This is a genomic window from Pseudomonas sp. EA_65y_Pfl1_P113 (assembly GCF_963970525.1).
In the GTDB taxonomy this organism is placed as follows: domain Bacteria; phylum Pseudomonadota; class Gammaproteobacteria; order Pseudomonadales; family Pseudomonadaceae; genus Aquipseudomonas; species Aquipseudomonas tritici.
Window position 1 is genome coordinate 1 of the sequence record NZ_CAXAQM010000005.1, and the last position, 16,511, is coordinate 16,511.

Sequence of the window (16,511 nt, forward strand, 5' to 3'; positions counted from 1 at the left end):
AAAAGGGAAGAAAAGTATTAATATCACGCATAAGAACGCCGGTTTTTTAGATGTGTTTGCTCGCACGAACATCATCCATCAAATCGGCGTTCTTGTTTCTGTCTTTCCCGTGATTCCGTGAAGAACCAAAAAAAAGCCCGACGTTGTCTGTCGCGGCGCACATGGCCAACACCTTGTGACGCAATTTGTCTGGCAGCTTGCCGTAGCGTTTTTCCGCCGCACCCTCGGCCATTGGCGCCAGTAACGGGCGCACCATCTGCGGGTGCCCGCCCAGACTGGTCAAGCCCATGGCGGCCGTGGATTCGCGCACAAACAGGTAAATGATCAACAAGCGCCCGACCGTGGCGCGCTCGAACCGTGCAATCCAGTTCTGCGCATGCAGGCGCAGCCCATGGCGCTCCAATAGGCCGATGACCGCCAGGGGCAACAACAGAATCAACTGCAGAGCTCGGGTCTGAAGGAAGCCATCGCCCATGGTGGCAAGGATTTTCTCCAGTGGAAAATGGGCGGCAAAACCGGTGGCGATAGCGGCGGCGGTGACCACCAGCAGAGGGTTGATGCGCAAGACAAAGCCAACCACGATCACAAGTACGCCGATCAACGGCCATAAGTTCACAACAGTTTGCATGGCGGAGAGGTCCTTTAGTGCGCGCTGCGGCGCCATTACAGCAGGATGTGAACAAAGGGTTCACAGCAAGAAGTGGCGTGCAGTCGGCTCGGTTTTTATTGTTGACCCGGAAGGTCGAGCGTCAGTGGCGGCAACTTTGCTGGCTGGGGCGGGAGGTGTCCAACAAGAAAAATTGTTGCTGCAAACCAATAAATTTTGTGGGTGATTGAGTCGCGCGTACGTAGCAAGGTGTGGACAGACCGGGAAGGATTCGCGCATCTTAGCGCCGCCCGTTTATCAGCCGTGTGCTGGCAACCCGCGCACGCTTCACTCAATACTGCTGTGGATATGGAAATTCAATGAAAGCCCAAAAAATCCTGATCGCCCTCTCCTGCGCCGTTGCTTTATCCATGCTGGGTGGCTGCGCCGCCAAGGTAAAAAGCGGTGGTAGCGCCGCGCTGACCCTCTCGGATTCCGCCAAACACAACCTCGTGGTGAGCATCAAGGGCGAAGGCCCGGTCGAGCAAAATCCGGACTGGAACCTACTCAAGCGCGACTGGAACAACGCGCTCCAGGTAGAAGCCCGCCAGGCCGGTTTCAATGTCACGGAAAGCCCTGCTGTAGCACCGAGTGATGAGGAAGGTGTCGCCATCAGCATCAACGTGAGCAAGTTCCGCTACATCGAGCCGGGTTCGCGGTATGTCGCCGGGGTGTTGGTCGGTAACGCCTGGGTCTTCTCCCGCGCCGACTACTCCGACCTGAAATCCGGCGCACCGATTGGTTCGCGCACCTACGACACCTCATCGTCCGCCTGGGAAGGCATTGCCTCGGCCATGACGCAGAAGCAGGTGCAGGCGATTGCCAAGCAGATGATCAGCGATATCAAGAGTGCCAAGGCGAAGTAAGCCGTCCTTGTGAGCGAATTTTTCGAGCTGACCTGGAAGCTGATCGACCTGGTGCTCAGATATCTAGATATCGCAAGCGACCGCACCCCGCCACGGCGAAAACGCGTGTTCTCATTCGGATTCGTAATGTTTTTACTGTTGGTCGCGGTGGTTGAACTGGTGGTGCTGCAGGCATTTCTTGGAGGGAACGGCTGAGGCTGTCGCTTCGGTTTCCAGCGGCGCGACTGACCTCAAAAACCCTGTTTATAGTGGCGGGACACTTGCGGGGTTCAACATGCAAAAAGCCCAGCGATTAGCTGGGCCTGCATTGAAACACCTACGCTGCAGGTGACTCAGAGGCTGGCGAAACCACCTTGAGTGTGAGCTTTGGATCAGCCACCTCCACCCAGCCCTTCTTCAAAGACTCATCCGCCACAATTTTACGCATCAAAAAGCAGTAGATGATTGGCAAACCGGCACTTAGGATTGCCATCCAAGGCGGGCCTGCGATAAAACTCAGCCCTATGACGACCATCCAGATAAACAAATGCCGCCAGAGTCCGGCCAAGCGGAGATCAGGGAAACCCAGAAACTATATCGCCAGAACCTGAAACGAATCGACGTCTTCAATCTGGTCACTGCCTGGACGTTTGAAGTAGCGGGCCACTGCACTGCCCTTTTGGGTTTAACCCAGCGAATCCAGCACTGTAAGCCCGGGACGAACAAGGCTGCGCGAGACGGGAGCTCGGTGTATAGAGCACGCCGAAATGCGACACAAAAACAAAAAAGGGCCCACCTTTCGGTGAGCCCTTCTAGACCGCCCAGCAGAGCGGATTTTGTTTGGTAGGCGCGATTGGACTCGAACCAACGACCCCCACCATGTCAAGGTGGTGCTCTAACCAACTGAGCTACGTGCCTGCTGTGAGGCGGCATTTTACGGAATTCCGGAGGGGTGTCAACATCTTTTTTGCAGCTAACCCTATGAATATGCGAATTTTTTATTGGCGTGGAGCCCACGCGTGAATTTCGGGTGGCTGGCAGGCAATTTTCAACTCAGGTAGGATCAGCGCACTCGTAAAAAATATAAAACAGAGGTTCCAGGATGGCGAACACCCCCTACCCCCAGTCGTATTACGCCGCTTCCGCGAATACCGTTCCACCTCGCCCGGCACTGCAAGGCGAGGTCGAAACCGACGTGTGCGTGATTGGCGCCGGCTATACCGGTCTTTCCAGCGCGCTGTTTCTGCTGGAGAACGGTTTTCGCGTGACGGTACTGGAAGCCGCCAAGGTGGGGTTTGGCGCCTCGGGCCGAAACGGCGGGCAGATCGTTAACAGCTACAGCCGTGATATCGACGTGATCGAGCGCAGCGTCGGGCCGCAGCAGGCGCAGTTGCTGGGGCAGATGGCGTTTGAGGGCGGCAGGATCATTCGTGAACGCGTCGCCAAGTATCAGATCCAGTGCGACCTGAAGGACGGCGGGGTATTCGCCGCACTTAACAGCAAGCACATGGGCCACCTGGAGTCGCAAAAGCGCCTGTGGGAACGCTACGGCCACACGCAGCTTGAGTTACTGGACGAACGCCGCCTCCGCGAAGTGGTGGCCTGTGACAACTACGTCGGCGGTTTGCTGGACATGAGTGGCGGGCACATCCACCCGCTCAACCTGGCCTTGGGCGAAGCAGCAGCGGTTGAATCGCTGGGCGGAACGATCTACGAGCAATCGGCAGCTGTGCGCATCGAGCGCGGCGCCAACCCAGTGGTGCACACCGCCGAGGGTAAGGTCAGGGCCAAGTTCATCATCGTCGCGGGCAATGCCTACCTGGGCAACCTGGTACCGGAACTGGCCGCCAAATCAATGCCGTGTGGCACGCAAGTAATCACCACGGCGCCGCTGGGCGATGAGTTGGCGATGACGTTGCTGCCGCAGGATTACTGCGTCGAAGACTGTAACTATCTGCTCGACTACTACCGCCTCACCAGCGACAAGCGCCTGATCTTCGGCGGTGGCGTGGTGTATGGCGCACGCGACCCGGCAAACATCGAGGCAATCATCCGCCCGAAGATGCTCAAGGCCTTTCCGCAGCTCAAAGACGTGAAAATTGACTACGCCTGGACCGGCAATTTCCTGCTGACCTTGTCGCGCTTGCCGCAAGTCGGTCGGCTGGGCGACAACATTTACTACTCGCAAGGCTGCAGCGGCCATGGTGTGACGTACACGCACCTGGCGGGCAAGGTACTGGCGGAGGCGCTGAGAGGCCAGGCAGAGCGTTTTGATGCGTTTGCGGACCTGCCGCACTACCCGTTCCCGGGTGGGCAACTGCTGCGCACGCCGTTTGCGGCGCTTGGGGCCTGGTATTACGGGCTGCGCGACAAGTTGGGCTTCTAACGCTATCCAACTGTGGGAGCGGGCTTGCTCGCGAATGCGGTGGTTCAGTCACTGGAAATATTGACTGACGAACCGCCTTCGCGAGCAAGCCCGCTTCCCACATAAGCCAAATCCCAGACACAAAAAACCCCGGTCTTTCGACCAGGGTCTTTGCTATCGAATCAAAGTAGCCAAAGGCTTTCTTTGTGCTTCAAGGCGTTCAGTGGGCCTTAAAGCAGATATGGCGCAGCGGACGGGACTCGAACCCGCGACCCCCGGCGTGACAGGCCGGTATTCTAACCGACTGAACTACCGCTGCGTATCGCTTGACCAGTTGAACGTAAACCCTCAACTGTCTTTAAACATCTGATCGATCAGCCTTGGCTGTTCAATCTCAAGCCTGACAGATCAAGCCTGGAAAATATGGCGCAGCGGACGGGACTCGAACCCGCGACCCCCGGCGTGACAGGCCGGTATTCTAACCGACTGAACTACCGCTGCGCGTCGGTGCAACCTTTAACGTTGCGTCTTGCCCTGGAGCAAAACTCTCAAGAAGTGGTGGGTGATGACGGGATCGAACCGCCGACCCTCTGCTTGTAAGGCAGATGCTCTCCCAGCTGAGCTAATCACCCTTTGCTTCGTTGAGGCCGCGAAATTTACGCAGGTAGCGGACCTAAGTCAATAGCAGGATTGAGTTTTTTTCAAAAACAGCTGTAAGTTGCAAGCTTCAAGCTGCAAGTTAAAAGCTACCGAAAACCGGCTTTCACTTACAGCCTGAAGCTTGCAGCTGCCACTCACTGCTCATAGACCATCTTCTTGCTCATGCCACCGTCCACCACAAACTCTTGCCCGGTGACAAACCCCGCTTGGCGCGACAGCAACCACGCCACCATCGCCGCCACGTCCTCGACCGTACCCACCCTGCCCGCCGGATGCTGGGCGTGATCGGTATCACTCAGCGGCTCGGCGCGACGGGCTGCGGGATCACGCGCATCGATCCAGCCAGGGCTGACCGCATTGACCCGCACTTCCGGCCCAAGGCTCATGGCCAAGGCGTGAGTCAGCGCCAGCAGGCCACCCTTGCTCGCCGCATAGGCTTCGGTGTCCGGCTCCGACTGGCGAGCCCGCGTCGACGCCAGGTTGACGATGGCACCGCCATGGGCACGAAGATACGGCGCACAGTGCTTGGCCAATAACATCGGCCCACTGAGATTCACAGCCAGCACCCGATTCCAGTAAGCCAGATCCAGGCTTTCCAGGGTAATGTTGCGCGGGTCAGCGACCGCCGCATTGCACACCAGCGCGTCCAGGCGCCCGAACTGCCCGAGCACTTCGGCGACGCCCTGGGCCACTTGCTTCTCGTCGGCCACGTCCATGGTGATAAACCAGGCGTTTTCGCCCAGCACCTTGGACACCCTGGAACCGCGCTCGCGGTCCAGGTCGGTCAACACGACTTGCCAGCCTTCGCTGATCAGCCACGCGGCAATCCCGAGGCCAATGCCCCGCGCCGCGCCTGTCACCAGCGCGACACGCCCGTTACTGGCTGCCGCCGTATCCATGGACCACTCGATCACAAGGCCGCCAGCCCGCGAGCCAGGTCAGCCTGCAAGTCGGCAACGTCTTCCAGGCCCACCGCAACGCGGATCAGGCTGTCACGGATACCCGCCGCCTCGCGCTCCTGTGGCGCCAGGCGCCCGTGGGAGGTGGTGCTCGGGTGAGTAATGGTGGTCTTGCTGTCACCCAGGTTGGCAGTGATGGAGATCAGGCGAGTGGCATCGATAAAGCGCCAGGCGCCGTCTTTGCCGCCCTTCACTTCGAAGCTCACCACGGCACCGAAACCACGCTGCTGGCGCTGGGCTAACGCGTGTTGCGGGTGGCTCTTGAGACCGGCGTAGTGCACTTTCTCGATACCGTCCTGTTGCTCCAGCCACTCGGCCAGGGCCTGGGCGTTGGCGCAATGGGCCTTCATGCGCAGGCTGAGGGTTTCCAGGCCTTTGAGGAAGATCCAGGCATTGAACGGGCTCAAGGTCGGGCCAGCGGTGCGCAGGAAGCCGACGACCTCTTTCATCTGCTCACTGCGACCGGCGACCACACCGCCCATGCAACGACCCTGGCCGTCGATGAACTTGGTGGCCGAGTGCACAACAATGTCCGCGCCCAGCTTCAACGGCTGCTGCAGCGCCGGGGTGCAGAAGCAATTGTCGACCACCAGCATCGCGCCCTTGGCGTGAGCGACTTCGGCCAACGCGGCGATATCCACCAGCTCAGCCAAAGGGTTGGATGGCGACTCGACGAATAGCAACTTGGTGTTGGCTTTGATCGCAACGTCCCAGCCGGACAGGTCTGCCAGGGGCACGTAGTCCACTTCAATGCCAAAGCGCTTGAAGTACTTTTCGAACAGACTGATGGTCGAGCCGAACACGCTGCGCGACACCAGCACATGGTCGCCGGCGCTGCACAGGCTCATCACCACCGCCAGGATTGCCGCCATGCCGGTAGCGGTGGCCACCGCTTGCTCAGCACCTTCAAGCGCGGCGATACGTTCCTCGAACGCGCGCACGGTCGGGTTGGTGTAACGCGAATAGACGTTACCCGGCACTTCGCCAGCAAAGCGCGCAGCGGCGTCGGCCGCCGTGCGGAACACGTAGCTGGACGTGAAAAACATCGGATCACCGTGCTCACCTTCCGGCGTGCGGTGTTGGCCGGCGCGCACAGCCAGGGTATCGAAAGCTACGCCATCGAGGTCGCTGTCCAACCGACCGGCATCCCATTCCTGACTCATGCTGCCACTCCTTACTCAATTCTTTATTTAAGATACAAAACCGGCCCCTCAGGGCCGGTTGTCACTCAGTTGTTGTACAGGTCGATGATCGCGCTGACCGCCTGGGTCTTGATCTTCGACGAGTCATTACGCGCCTGCTCGATCTTGTTCAGGTAGGCATCGTCGACATCCCCGGTCACGTACTTGCCGTCGAACACGGCGCAGTCGAACTGGTCGATCTTGATCTTGCCACCGCCGACCGCTTCGATCAGGTCCGGGAGGTCCTGGTAGATCAGCCAATCCGCGCCGATCAGGTCGGCAACATCCTGGGTCGAACGGTTGTGGGCGATCAGTTCATGGGCGCTCGGCATATCGATACCGTACACGTTCGGGTAACGCACGGCAGGCGCGGCAGAACAGAAGTACACGTTCTTAGCACCGGCTTCGCGGGCCATCTGGATGATCTGCTTGCAGGTGGTGCCACGCACGATGGAGTCATCCACCAGCATCACGTTCTTGCCGCGGAACTCCAGCTCGATCGCGTTGAGCTTCTGGCGAACCGACTTCTTGCGCGCCGCCTGGCCCGGCATGATGAAGGTACGGCCGATGTAGCGGTTTTTCACGAAGCCTTCGCGAAACTTGACACCCAGGTGGTTGGCCAATTCCAGCGCAGCGGTACGGCTAGTGTCCGGAATCGGGATTACCACGTCGATGTCATGCTCAGGACGCTCGCGCAGGATCTTCTCAGCCAGCTTCTCGCCCATGCGCAGGCGTGCCTTGTACACCGAAACGCCGTCGATGATCGAATCCGGACGCGCCAGGTAGACGTGTTCGAAGATGCACGGGGTGAGTTTCGGCGCCACGGCGCACTGGCGGGTGTGCAGCTTGCCGTCTTCGGTGATGTACACCGCTTCGCCCGGCGCAAGGTCGCGAATCAAGGTGAAGCCCAGCACGTCCAGGGACACGCTTTCGGAAGCGATCATGTACTCGACGCCTTCGTCGGTGTGGCGCTGGCCGAACACGATCGGGCGGATGCCGTGCGGGTCGCGGAAGCCAACGATGCCATAACCTGTGATCATGGCGACAACGGCGTAACCACCGACGCAACGGTTGTGCACGTCAGTCACGGCAGCGAACACATCCTCTTCGGTCGGCTGCAGCTTGCCGCGCTGGGCCAGCTCGTGGGCGAACACGTTGAGCAGCACTTCCGAGTCAGAGTTAGTGTTGACGTGGCGCAGGTCAGATTCGTAAATCTCCTTGGCCAGCTGTTCAACGTTGGTCAGGTTACCGTTGTGCGCCAGCGTGATGCCGTAAGGCGAGTTGACGTAAAACGGCTGAGCTTCGGCCGACGTCGAGCTGCCGGCAGTCGGGTAACGCACATGGCCAATGCCCATGTGCCCGACCAGGCGCTGCATGTGACGCTGGTGGAACACGTCACGCACCAGGCCATTGTCCTTGCGCAGGAATAACCGGCCGTCGTGGCTGGTCACAATACCGGCAGCGTCCTGGCCGCGGTGCTGGAGGACGGTTAGCGCGTCATACAGCGCCTGATTGACGTTCGACTTACCGACGATACCGACGATGCCACACATGCGACGCAACCCCTACTTAATGAATCTTGACTGAACCCAGCTTACTGAGGCGTTTTGGCCGGTAAGAGGTGTTCCTTGAACGGAAGATCAGCGGGTACGCTGATTCCGCTGGCCAGCCACTGACTGCTCCACCCCAAAATGAGGTTCTTGGACCAATCTGCAACCAATAGAAATTTTGGCACGAGTACCGACTCCTGCCACCACGAATCCTGCTGTACCGGCCCCAGGCTCAACAGCCCGACTGCCACGACCACCAGCAACGCACCACGCGCAGCGCCAAAGGCCATGCCGAGAAATCGATCGGTCCCGGAGAGGCCGGTGACACGTATCAACTCGCCAATAAGATAATTGACCATTGCCCCCACCAGCAGCGTGGCGATGAACATGATGGCGCAGCCCGCGATGACACGGGCCGAAGGTGTCTCGATGTATCCAGCCAGGTAGACCGACAATGAACCGCCGAACATCCAGGCTACGACTCCTGCGATGATCCAGGTCAGCAACGACAGTGCTTCTTTTACGAAGCCGCGGCTTAGACTGATCAAAGCGGAGATGGCGACAATTGCAACAATCGCCCAATCAACCCAAGTAAATGGCACAGTGCAGCCTACGGACAGATGAGGCGGCGCATTTTAGCAGAGCGCTGGGCTGTCGGTAAGCTGTGATTGCGGCTGCTTTGCAAATCAATAGTTTGTGGCGAGCCAACGTGATTTCAAGCCAACCACAAAACGAATGCGGGAGCTGACTTGCCTTCGATGGGGCCGGCACATTCAACATCACTGTTGATTGATCCGGCGTCATCGCCGGCAAGCCAGCTCCCACGTTTGGCTTGCATCCCTACCAAGTGCTGCTGGTATCAGCCGCGCTCAGGCTGGAAGCGAGTCACAAAACCCTTGAGGTTCTGCTGGCGATCCAGCAAGTCCCGCAGGCGATCCGCTTCGGCACGCTCGATCAACGGCCCGACAAACACGCGGTTCTTGCCGTCGGCGCTACGGATATAGGCGTTATACCCCTGGCTACGCAGCTTCTTTTGCAAGGCGTCGGCGCCCTCGCGACTGCCCAGGCTGGCCACTTGAATCGACCAACTGATCGGCAAGCCATTCGGATCGATACGACTCTGGCCCACATCCGGCTTGCCCGGTGCGGCGGGCTGCGGTGCTACCGGCTTGGGCGCAGGTGCAGGCGCGACGGGCTTGGCAGCGGCGACCGGCGCAGCGGGTGCCGGCTTGACCACTGGCACGCTTGGCTGCACCGGCATCGACGGTGCTTGCTGCGCAGCCACTTCATCATCCGTCGGCACAGGCTCCTCTTCCGGCAAGGCCTGGGGCTCAGGCACGACCACAGGCTCGACCTGAACCTGCGGCACCGCCGGGGCTTGTGGCGCGGCCGGAGCCTCAACCACGACCTGGCGCTCTTCGTCCTGACGAGAAAACAGCATCGGCAGGAAAATCACCGCCAGCGCTACCAGAACCAAGGCTCCGACCATTCGCTGCTTGTACGCGCTATCCAGTAATGCCATGTGCAGCTTCCTCCGTGGAGCGCCGGGCTAACCACTCAAGCGCCTCGGCAACGCAATAAAATGACCCGAACAATAGAATTTCATCGTCGGGCGTAGCAACGGCGCACTGCGCTTCAAGGGCCTCGGTGACGCTTGTATACGACGCCACAGGTGCACCAAGGTTCTGCAACGCCAGTTCCAGCTCAGCAGCCGGGCGACTACGCGAAGTATCCAGCGGCGCCACAGCCCAGGCCTGGACACTGCCCAACAAGGGCGCGACCACGCCATCCAGGTCCTTGTCCGCCAGCAGACCGAATACGGCAAGGCGACGACCGACCGACGGCGTGCGTGAAAGGCGCTGAGCCAGGTACTCGGCCGCATGGGGGTTGTGCCCCACATCCAACAGCAAGTTCAGGCGCTTGCCCTGCCATTCGAACGCACGACGATCCAGACGCCCTACCACGCGAGTCGCCAGCAATGTGGCAGCAATCTGCTCGGCATTCCACGGCAGATCCAGCAGCAGATAGGCTTGCAGCGCGAGCGCGGCGTTTTCCAATGGCAGGTTCAATAGCGGCAGGTCACGCAGTTCCACCGCCTGGCCACGGGCATCGAGCCCACGCCATTGCCAGTGCTGCTCAACGATCTCAAGATTGAATTCGCGGCCGCGCAGGAAGAACGGGCAACCCAGCTCGCGCACCCTGTCCAGCAAGGTGTGCGGCGGATTTAGGTCACCACACAGCGCAGGCTTGCCCTGGCGGAAGATACCGGCTTTTTCATAAGCCACGGACTCACGGGTGTTACCCAGATAGTCGGCGTGGTCCACGCCAATGCTGGTGACCAGCGCAAGGTCGGCATCCACCACGTTGACCGTGTCCAGACGCCCGCCCAGACCGACTTCCAGCACCACCACATCCAGTTGCGCACGCTCAAACAGCCAGAACGCCGCCAGGGTGCCCATCTCGAAATAAGTCAGGGAAATCTCGCCTCGGCCCGCATCGAGTGCGGCGAAGGCTTCGCAGAGTTGCGTATCAGTGGCTTCGACGCCATTGAGTTGCACCCGCTCGTTGTAACGCAGCAGGTGCGGGGAATTGTAGACGCCGACTTTCAGCCCTTGGGCCTGGAGCAGCGCCGCGACAAAGGCACAGGTAGAGCCTTTGCCGTTGGTACCGGTTACCGTGATCACGCGCGGCGCCGGACGACCCAACCCGAGGCGGGCCGCTACCTGTTGCGAACGCTCCAGGCCCATGTCGATGGCGGAAGGATGCAACTGCTCAAGGTAGGCAAGCCATTCGCCCAGGGTGCGCTGGGTCATAGGTTTGCAGGCACCGGCGGCACCACAATCGGCTCGACTTTAGGCGCGACGTAGACAGGCGTCGGCAGGCCCATCATTTGCGCCAGCAGGTTGCCCAGGCGCGGGCGCAGCTCACTGCGCGGGATAATCAGGTCGATAGCACCGTGCTCCAGCAGGAACTCGCTGCGCTGGAAACCTTCGGGCAGCTTTTCGCGTACGGTCTGCTCGATCACGCGCGGGCCGGCAAAGCCGATCAGGGCCTTTGGCTCGCCGACGATCACATCACCCAGCATTGCCAGGCTGGCGGAAACACCGCCGTAGACCGGATCAGTGAGCACGGAGATGAACGGGATGCCTTCTTCGCGAAGACGCGCCAGTACCGCGGAGGTCTTGGCCATTTGCATCAGGGAAATCAGGGCTTCTTGCATACGAGCCCCACCGGAGGCGGCGAAGCAGATCATCGGGCAACGGTTTTCCAGGGCATAGTTGGCCGCGCGGACAAAGCGCTCACCGACGATGGCCCCCATGGACCCCCCCATGAAGGAGAATTCAAACGCCGACGCCACAACTGGCATGCCGAGCAATTTGCCGCTGACGGAAATCAGCGCGTCTTTCTCGCCGGTCTGCTTCTGCGCACCGACCAAGCGGTCCTTGTACTTCTTGCTGTCACGGAACTTGAGACGGTCAACCGGCTCCAGGTCAGCGCCCAGCTCGTTGCGGCCGTCAGCATCCAGGAAAATGTCGATGCGGGCGCGCGCGCCAATACGCATGTGGTGGTTGCACTTGGGGCAAACGTCCAGGGTCTTTTCAAGCTCGGGGCGATACAGCACCGCGTCACAGGATGGGCACTTGTGCCACAGACCTTCAGGAACCGAGCTTTTCTTCACCTCGGAACGCATGATCGAAGGGATCAGTTTGTCTACTAACCAGTTGCTCATGCTTTCTTTCTCCAGTACCGGTGGCTTGAACACAGCCCCGCGTATGCCCTTGAGCTAAATTCATATGTGGCGATGACACATACTGGACGGGGTCAGACGTTCGACCGGCCATTTCCTGCATGCACCCTCAGCCTTCCAGACAACCTGCCAGCGCAGGGTTGCCACTTCATTTCCGGGCCACCCTGAGGCGGCGCCGGGCTGTTTTACACAGTGGTAGTTATGGACGGCGGCAGACTGCCAGCCGTCACATCCCACCACCGCTGTTGCGCACGGCCCGCATGAATGCGCGAATCTTGCTGTGGTCCTTGATGCCCTTGCCCTGCTCTACCCCACCACTGACATCCACGGCATACGGCCGAACCTGTTCGATCGCGGCCGCGATATTCGCAGGGTTGAGCCCGCCAGCCAGGATGATCGGCTTGCTCAAACCTTCGGGAATCAGCGACCAATCAAACGCTTCGCCGGTGCCGCCGGGCACGCCTTCGACGTACGTGTCGAGCAGAATCCCGCGAGCGCCACCATAGGCGGCACACGCCGCCGCGATGTCATCCCCGGCCTTGACGCGCAACGCCTTGATATACGGGCGCTGATAGCTTTCACATTCTTCCGCCGTTTCGTCGCCATGGAACTGCAGCATGTCCAACGGTACGGCATCCAGGGTTTCGTTGAGCTCACACCGGCTGGCGTTGACGAACAGACCCACGGTGGTCACGAACGGCGGCAATGCGGCAATGATCGCCCGCGCCTGCAACACACTCACCGCCCGCGGGCTCTTGGCGTAAAACACGAAACCGATGGCATCCGCGCCCGCCTCGACCGCCGCCAGCGCGTCTTCTATGCGGGTAATCCCGCAAATCTTGCTGCGAACGGCTGACATGTCGTGAAAACCTCGGGGTTGGAACCAGAAAGTCCCGGATGGTAACAAAAGCTTTTCCGGGCGTCAGCCGCCAAGTTCGCTGAAACCTGTGAGGAAGTGTGGCCCGATGAAACGTTCCGGCAATTCGAACTCGTCGCGGTACTCCACATCCACCAGGTACAGGCCGAACGGATGTGCCGTGACCCCGCCCGTGCGGCGAATGCGGCTTTCCAGTACTTCCTTGGCCCACTCCACCGGGCGCTCGCCCGTGCCGATAGTCATCAGCACCCCGGCAATGTTTCGAACCATATGGTGCAGGAAGGCCCCGGCGCGAATATCCAGCACAATCATCTTGCCGTGACGGGTCACCCGCAAGTGGTGGACCTCCTTGATCGGCGACTTGGCCTGGCACTGGCCGGCACGAAAGGCGCTGAAATCATGCACGCCCACCAGGTGCTGCGCCGCTTCGGCCATGCGTTCGGCATCCAGCGGGCGGTGGTTCCAGGTAATTTCTTCGTTGAGGTGCGCCGGGCGGATCTGATCGTTGTAGATCACGTAGCGATAACGCCGGGCGATCGCCTTGAAGCGTGCATGAAAGTGCGCCGGCATCACCTTGGCCCAGCTGACACTGACGTCATGGGGCAGATTGATATTGGCGCCCATCACCCACGCTTTCATTGACCGTTCAGCCTGGGTGTCGAAGTGCACTACCTGGCCGCAGGCGTGCACGCCGGCGTCGGTGCGCCCGGCGCACATCAGCGATACCGGCGAATCGGCGACTTTGGACAGGGCCTTTTCCAGGGTTTCCTGCACCGTCAGCACACCGGAGGCCTGGCGCTGCCAGCCGCGATAGCGCGAGCCTTTGTATTCCACGCCAAGGGCGATGCGGTAAAAGCCTGCGGCCGCCATTTCGGCGGCCGCGTTATCTATATTTGCCAAGAACTGAGAGCCTGATGAGTTGCGCAGAGGGGGTCATTATGCCGGTTTGTGTGGGAGCCCACAAAAGCAAAACGGCGCCCCGAAGGGCGCCGCTGCTTTAACAGTCGACGATCACGCCAGCCGGTCGAGCATTTCCTTAGCCTCGCCGCGCTGGGTCTCATCTCCTTCAGTCAGCACTTCGGAGAGGATGTCCCGCGCGCCGTCCGCATCGCCCATGTCGATATAGGCTTGGGCCAGGTCAAGCTTGGTGGCCACCTCATCCGTGCCGGAGAGGAAGTCGAATTCCGGCTCATCATCGCCCAGTGCCGCGTCTTCCGCGGTAAAGGACGGCTCGATGGACGGATGTTCCAGGCTCTGGGACAGGCGGTCCAGTTCGGCATTGACGTCATCCAGCTCCGACGCAAAAGCATCAGGCTTGGCGCTTGCTTGCGGCTCGTCGGCCAGGGACAGGTCGAAATCTTCCGGCAGATCGAAATCGTCCAGCGCCGCAGGGGTCAGGGTCGGCGGTTCGACAGCAGGCACGTCCTTCATCTGCTCGTCCAGGCCCGAGAGGAAGTCGTCATCGGATTGCGCCGAAGCCGGTGCATCAGGTTGCAGGTCCAGGTCGAAGTCCGACAGATCATCCGGAGCGGCCTTGGCTTCAGTCTGCTGCAGGAGCGACTCGAATGTGTGCTGATCGTCCTTGACCTCAGCCGGGGATGCCGCTTCCAGATCGTCCAGGCTCAAATCGAAATCGGTGTCGAAGGTCTCTGGCGCAGGCTCAGCCGGCTTGTCTTCGAGCAAATCCTTGACGTATTGAGCGTCCAGCGCGGCGGCGGCAACCGCAGCGCTGACGCCCGCCGCCAAAACGGCCATGGCCGGGAAGCGGCTTTTGAGCTGCTCGACCTGGGCGTGGTTTTCACCATTGGCTACCAGTTGACGCTCTTGGGTGACGAAGCCGTCCTTGTCGCTTTGCAGGCCGTAGACTTCCATCAGCTTCAAACGCAGGTCGCTGCGCTTGGGCTCATGCTTAATTGCCTGCTCCAGCACATCGGCGGCCTGGTTCAGGTGGCCGCGGTCGATATGGGATTGGGCCTGGGCCAGTGAATCGCTGGAGTTTTCCGGGGCCACAGCAACAGCCAGCGGCGCAAGTACAGAGGCAACGGTCGGCACAACAACTGCCGGCTCAACGGCTGGGGCCGTTGCTGGAGCGGCGGCCAACTTGACGCTTGGCGGCGGCACTTCGAGGCCTTCGAAACTGTCCGGCGGCAGGTCGTGGTCGATGTTGGAGGCGAACTCCGGCTCTTCAGCCAGGGCTCGCGCCATGCGCAGGTGCTTTTCCTCTTCGCGGCGAGCATTTCGATGGCGCGCCCACAACAGCAGGAGCGACAGCACCAACAAAATAGCCGCACCGCCGAGCAAGCCGAGCAAGGCGGGGCTAGTCAGCAGGTCGTTGAATTTGCCCTCGGTGGTGGCAGGCGCTGCATCAGCTTCGACCGGTTCAGCCGCTGGCACAGGCGCTGCTGTCGCTGCATCGGGCACTGAAGGGGCAGCAGCCGGCTCACCCGCCAACTGAGCGGGCATTGCTGCAGTGGCCGGAGCGACCGGAGCCCCCTTTTCAGCCTGTAAACGGGCAAGCTGATCGTTTTTCAGTTGAATCAGTTTTTGCAGCTTGTCCAACTGGCTTTGCAGGTCGGCCGCGCGGCTTTTCAGCTCTTCGTTGTCGCGACGAGTGGTGTCCAGTTGCTCCTGGGTCATTGCCAGTTTGTCGCTCAGAACCGCGCTGTCGCCAGCCTTGCCTTTGGCGCCCTTCTTGGCCGCCTCGGCCGAAACCAGGCTCAAGTTGTCCTTAGCGTTGGTAGTCGCTGGCGCGTTGCCAGCTTGGGCGCGCTTGGTGGCGTCCAGTTGCTGCTTACCCGCCGCAGGGTTGGTGGCGACGCGCCGACCCTGGCGCCAGGCGTTATTCTGCGCGCGGACTTCGGCTATCGCCTGGGGTTGCGGCAGCGCGGTGCTTTCTACGGTATCTGGCAGGCGCAGGACCTGGCCGGTTTTCAGGAGGTTGATATTGCCGTCGATAAACGCGCCCGGGTTGAGCGCCTGGATCGCCAGCATCGTCTGCTGGACCGAGCCGCCATTGCGATTCTTCGCGGCAATTTCCCACAAGGTGTCGCGGGAGGTGGTGGTGTACTGCGCCGGCTTGCTCACGGCTGGCGCGGTGCTGGCCGGCGCCGCCACACGCGAGGCAGGTGCGGCGGCCGTCGGTGCCCGCTGGTCGAATTTGGCCGGGTCGAGCAATACGCTGTAATCGCGCATCAGACGGCCATTGGGCCATTGCACCTGCAGCAGGAAGCGTACGTAGGATTCCGGCAGCGGCTTGCTTGAGGTGACACGCACCACGCTGCGGCCATTGGGATTGACCACCGGGGTAAAAGTCAGGTCATTGAGGAACGCCTGGCGATCGACACCCGCGTCCACAAACGCCTGAGATGAGGCCAGGCTCGGCGTGATCTCGGAAGCCGTGAGGCCACCGACATCGAGCAATTCGATCTCCACCGCCAACGGCTGGTTCAACTTCGACTTGAGGGTCATCTCCCCCAGCTGCAGCGCCTGCGCCATACCGGAGGACAGCGCCGAGGCGGCCGCTATTGCTAACACCAGTTTGCGAACTTGAACCATAGCCTCATCCTTTGTTTGAACACTCCCCGGCCTGCGAGAAGGTTGGTAACCGCTGCCATAAGGCATGGCGAGCCGATAGGTTACCGACGCGCTTCTGTTCTGCTTTGGACCAAGCATAGCGCCTG

Annotated in this window: 13 protein-coding genes, 4 tRNA genes and 1 pseudogene; 3 read left to right on the forward strand and 15 right to left on the reverse strand. The window is 60.5% G+C overall.

All coding sequences use genetic code 11. The features are described 5' to 3' along the window. Positions 1-124: 124 nt before the first annotated feature. Positions 125-628, reverse strand: a pseudogene (locus AACY52_RS06555) (5-oxoproline transporter, DUF969 family subunit); the annotation flags it as partial. Positions 629-966: 338 nt separating this feature from the next. On the opposite strand from AACY52_RS06555, the gene AACY52_RS06560 reads away from it, so the two are divergent. Continuing rightward, positions 967-1,512 (forward strand): hypothetical protein, encoded by a 546-nt coding sequence (locus tag AACY52_RS06560; protein WP_339420615.1) that lies wholly within the window; start codon positions 967-969, stop codon positions 1,510-1,512. 9 nt (positions 1,513-1,521) lie between these two features. After that, a complete protein-coding gene (locus AACY52_RS06565; protein ID WP_339437348.1) occupies positions 1,522-1,707 on the forward strand; it encodes a hypothetical protein in 186 nt (61 codons plus the stop codon). A 625-nt stretch (positions 1,708-2,332) separates the two neighbouring features. Here AACY52_RS06565 and AACY52_RS06570 read toward each other — a convergent pair. After that, positions 2,333-2,409, reverse strand: a tRNA-Val gene (locus AACY52_RS06570). Positions 2,410-2,593: 184 nt separating this feature from the next. Between AACY52_RS06570 and AACY52_RS06575 the strand changes: the two genes are divergently transcribed. Further along, on the forward strand, positions 2,594-3,877 hold the full coding sequence (locus AACY52_RS06575) for an FAD-binding oxidoreductase (protein ID WP_339560361.1): 1,284 nt from the start codon (positions 2,594-2,596) through the stop codon (positions 3,875-3,877). A gap of 221 nt (positions 3,878-4,098) precedes the next feature. Here the strand turns inward: AACY52_RS06575 and AACY52_RS06580 are convergent. The 13 genes from AACY52_RS06580 to AACY52_RS06640 form a co-directional block, all read right to left on the reverse strand. After that, positions 4,099-4,175 (reverse strand) — tRNA-Asp (locus AACY52_RS06580). Positions 4,176-4,280: 105 nt separating this feature from the next. Continuing rightward, positions 4,281-4,357 (reverse strand) — tRNA-Asp (locus AACY52_RS06585). A 55-nt stretch (positions 4,358-4,412) separates the two neighbouring features. Next, positions 4,413-4,488: transfer RNA gene (locus AACY52_RS06590), tRNA-Val, on the reverse strand. Between the two features lie 162 nt (positions 4,489-4,650). Then, positions 4,651-5,415 (reverse strand): SDR family oxidoreductase, encoded by a 765-nt coding sequence (locus tag AACY52_RS06595; RefSeq protein WP_339420613.1) that lies wholly within the window; start codon positions 5,413-5,415, stop codon positions 4,651-4,653. 11 nt (positions 5,416-5,426) lie between these two features. After that, positions 5,427-6,638 (reverse strand): O-succinylhomoserine sulfhydrylase, encoded by a 1,212-nt coding sequence (locus AACY52_RS06600; RefSeq protein ID WP_339437350.1) that lies wholly within the window; start codon positions 6,636-6,638, stop codon positions 5,427-5,429. 65 nt (positions 6,639-6,703) lie between these two features. Further along, entirely contained in the window at positions 6,704-8,209 is a 1,506-nt protein-coding gene (gene purF / locus AACY52_RS06605) for an amidophosphoribosyltransferase (protein ID WP_339420611.1), read from the reverse strand. Positions 8,210-8,250: 41 nt separating this feature from the next. Next, positions 8,251-8,808 carry a CvpA family protein gene (locus AACY52_RS06610; protein WP_003192538.1) on the reverse strand — a complete coding sequence of 186 codons (558 nt, stop codon included), beginning with the start codon at positions 8,806-8,808 and terminating at the stop codon, positions 8,251-8,253. Between the two features lie 257 nt (positions 8,809-9,065). Then, complete coding sequence (locus AACY52_RS06615; RefSeq protein ID WP_339420610.1) at positions 9,066-9,728, reverse strand: SPOR domain-containing protein; 663 nt, start codon at positions 9,726-9,728, stop codon at positions 9,066-9,068. Next, entirely contained in the window at positions 9,712-11,019 is a 1,308-nt protein-coding gene (gene folC / locus AACY52_RS06620) for a bifunctional tetrahydrofolate synthase/dihydrofolate synthase (RefSeq protein WP_339437351.1), read from the reverse strand. Before folC ends, AACY52_RS06615 begins: the two co-directional genes overlap by 17 nt. Then, positions 11,016-11,936 (reverse strand): acetyl-CoA carboxylase, carboxyltransferase subunit beta, encoded by a 921-nt coding sequence (accD, locus tag AACY52_RS06625; protein ID WP_339420608.1) that lies wholly within the window; start codon positions 11,934-11,936, stop codon positions 11,016-11,018. Before accD ends, folC begins: the two co-directional genes overlap by 4 nt. A 244-nt stretch (positions 11,937-12,180) precedes the next feature. Continuing rightward, positions 12,181-12,813 (reverse strand): phosphoribosylanthranilate isomerase, encoded by a 633-nt coding sequence (locus tag AACY52_RS06630; RefSeq protein ID WP_339439314.1) that lies wholly within the window; start codon positions 12,811-12,813, stop codon positions 12,181-12,183. Positions 12,814-12,876: 63 nt separating this feature from the next. After that, the gene (truA, locus tag AACY52_RS06635) at positions 12,877-13,701 is read right to left on the reverse strand and encodes a tRNA pseudouridine(38-40) synthase TruA (RefSeq protein ID WP_065874106.1); all 825 of its coding nucleotides are present in this window, start codon (positions 13,699-13,701) and stop codon (positions 12,877-12,879) included. 141 nt (positions 13,702-13,842) lie between these two features. Then, positions 13,843-16,386, reverse strand: coding sequence for a FimV/HubP family polar landmark protein (locus tag AACY52_RS06640; protein WP_339560362.1), 2,544 nt, complete (start codon positions 16,384-16,386; stop codon positions 13,843-13,845). Positions 16,387-16,511 lie beyond the last annotated feature (125 nt).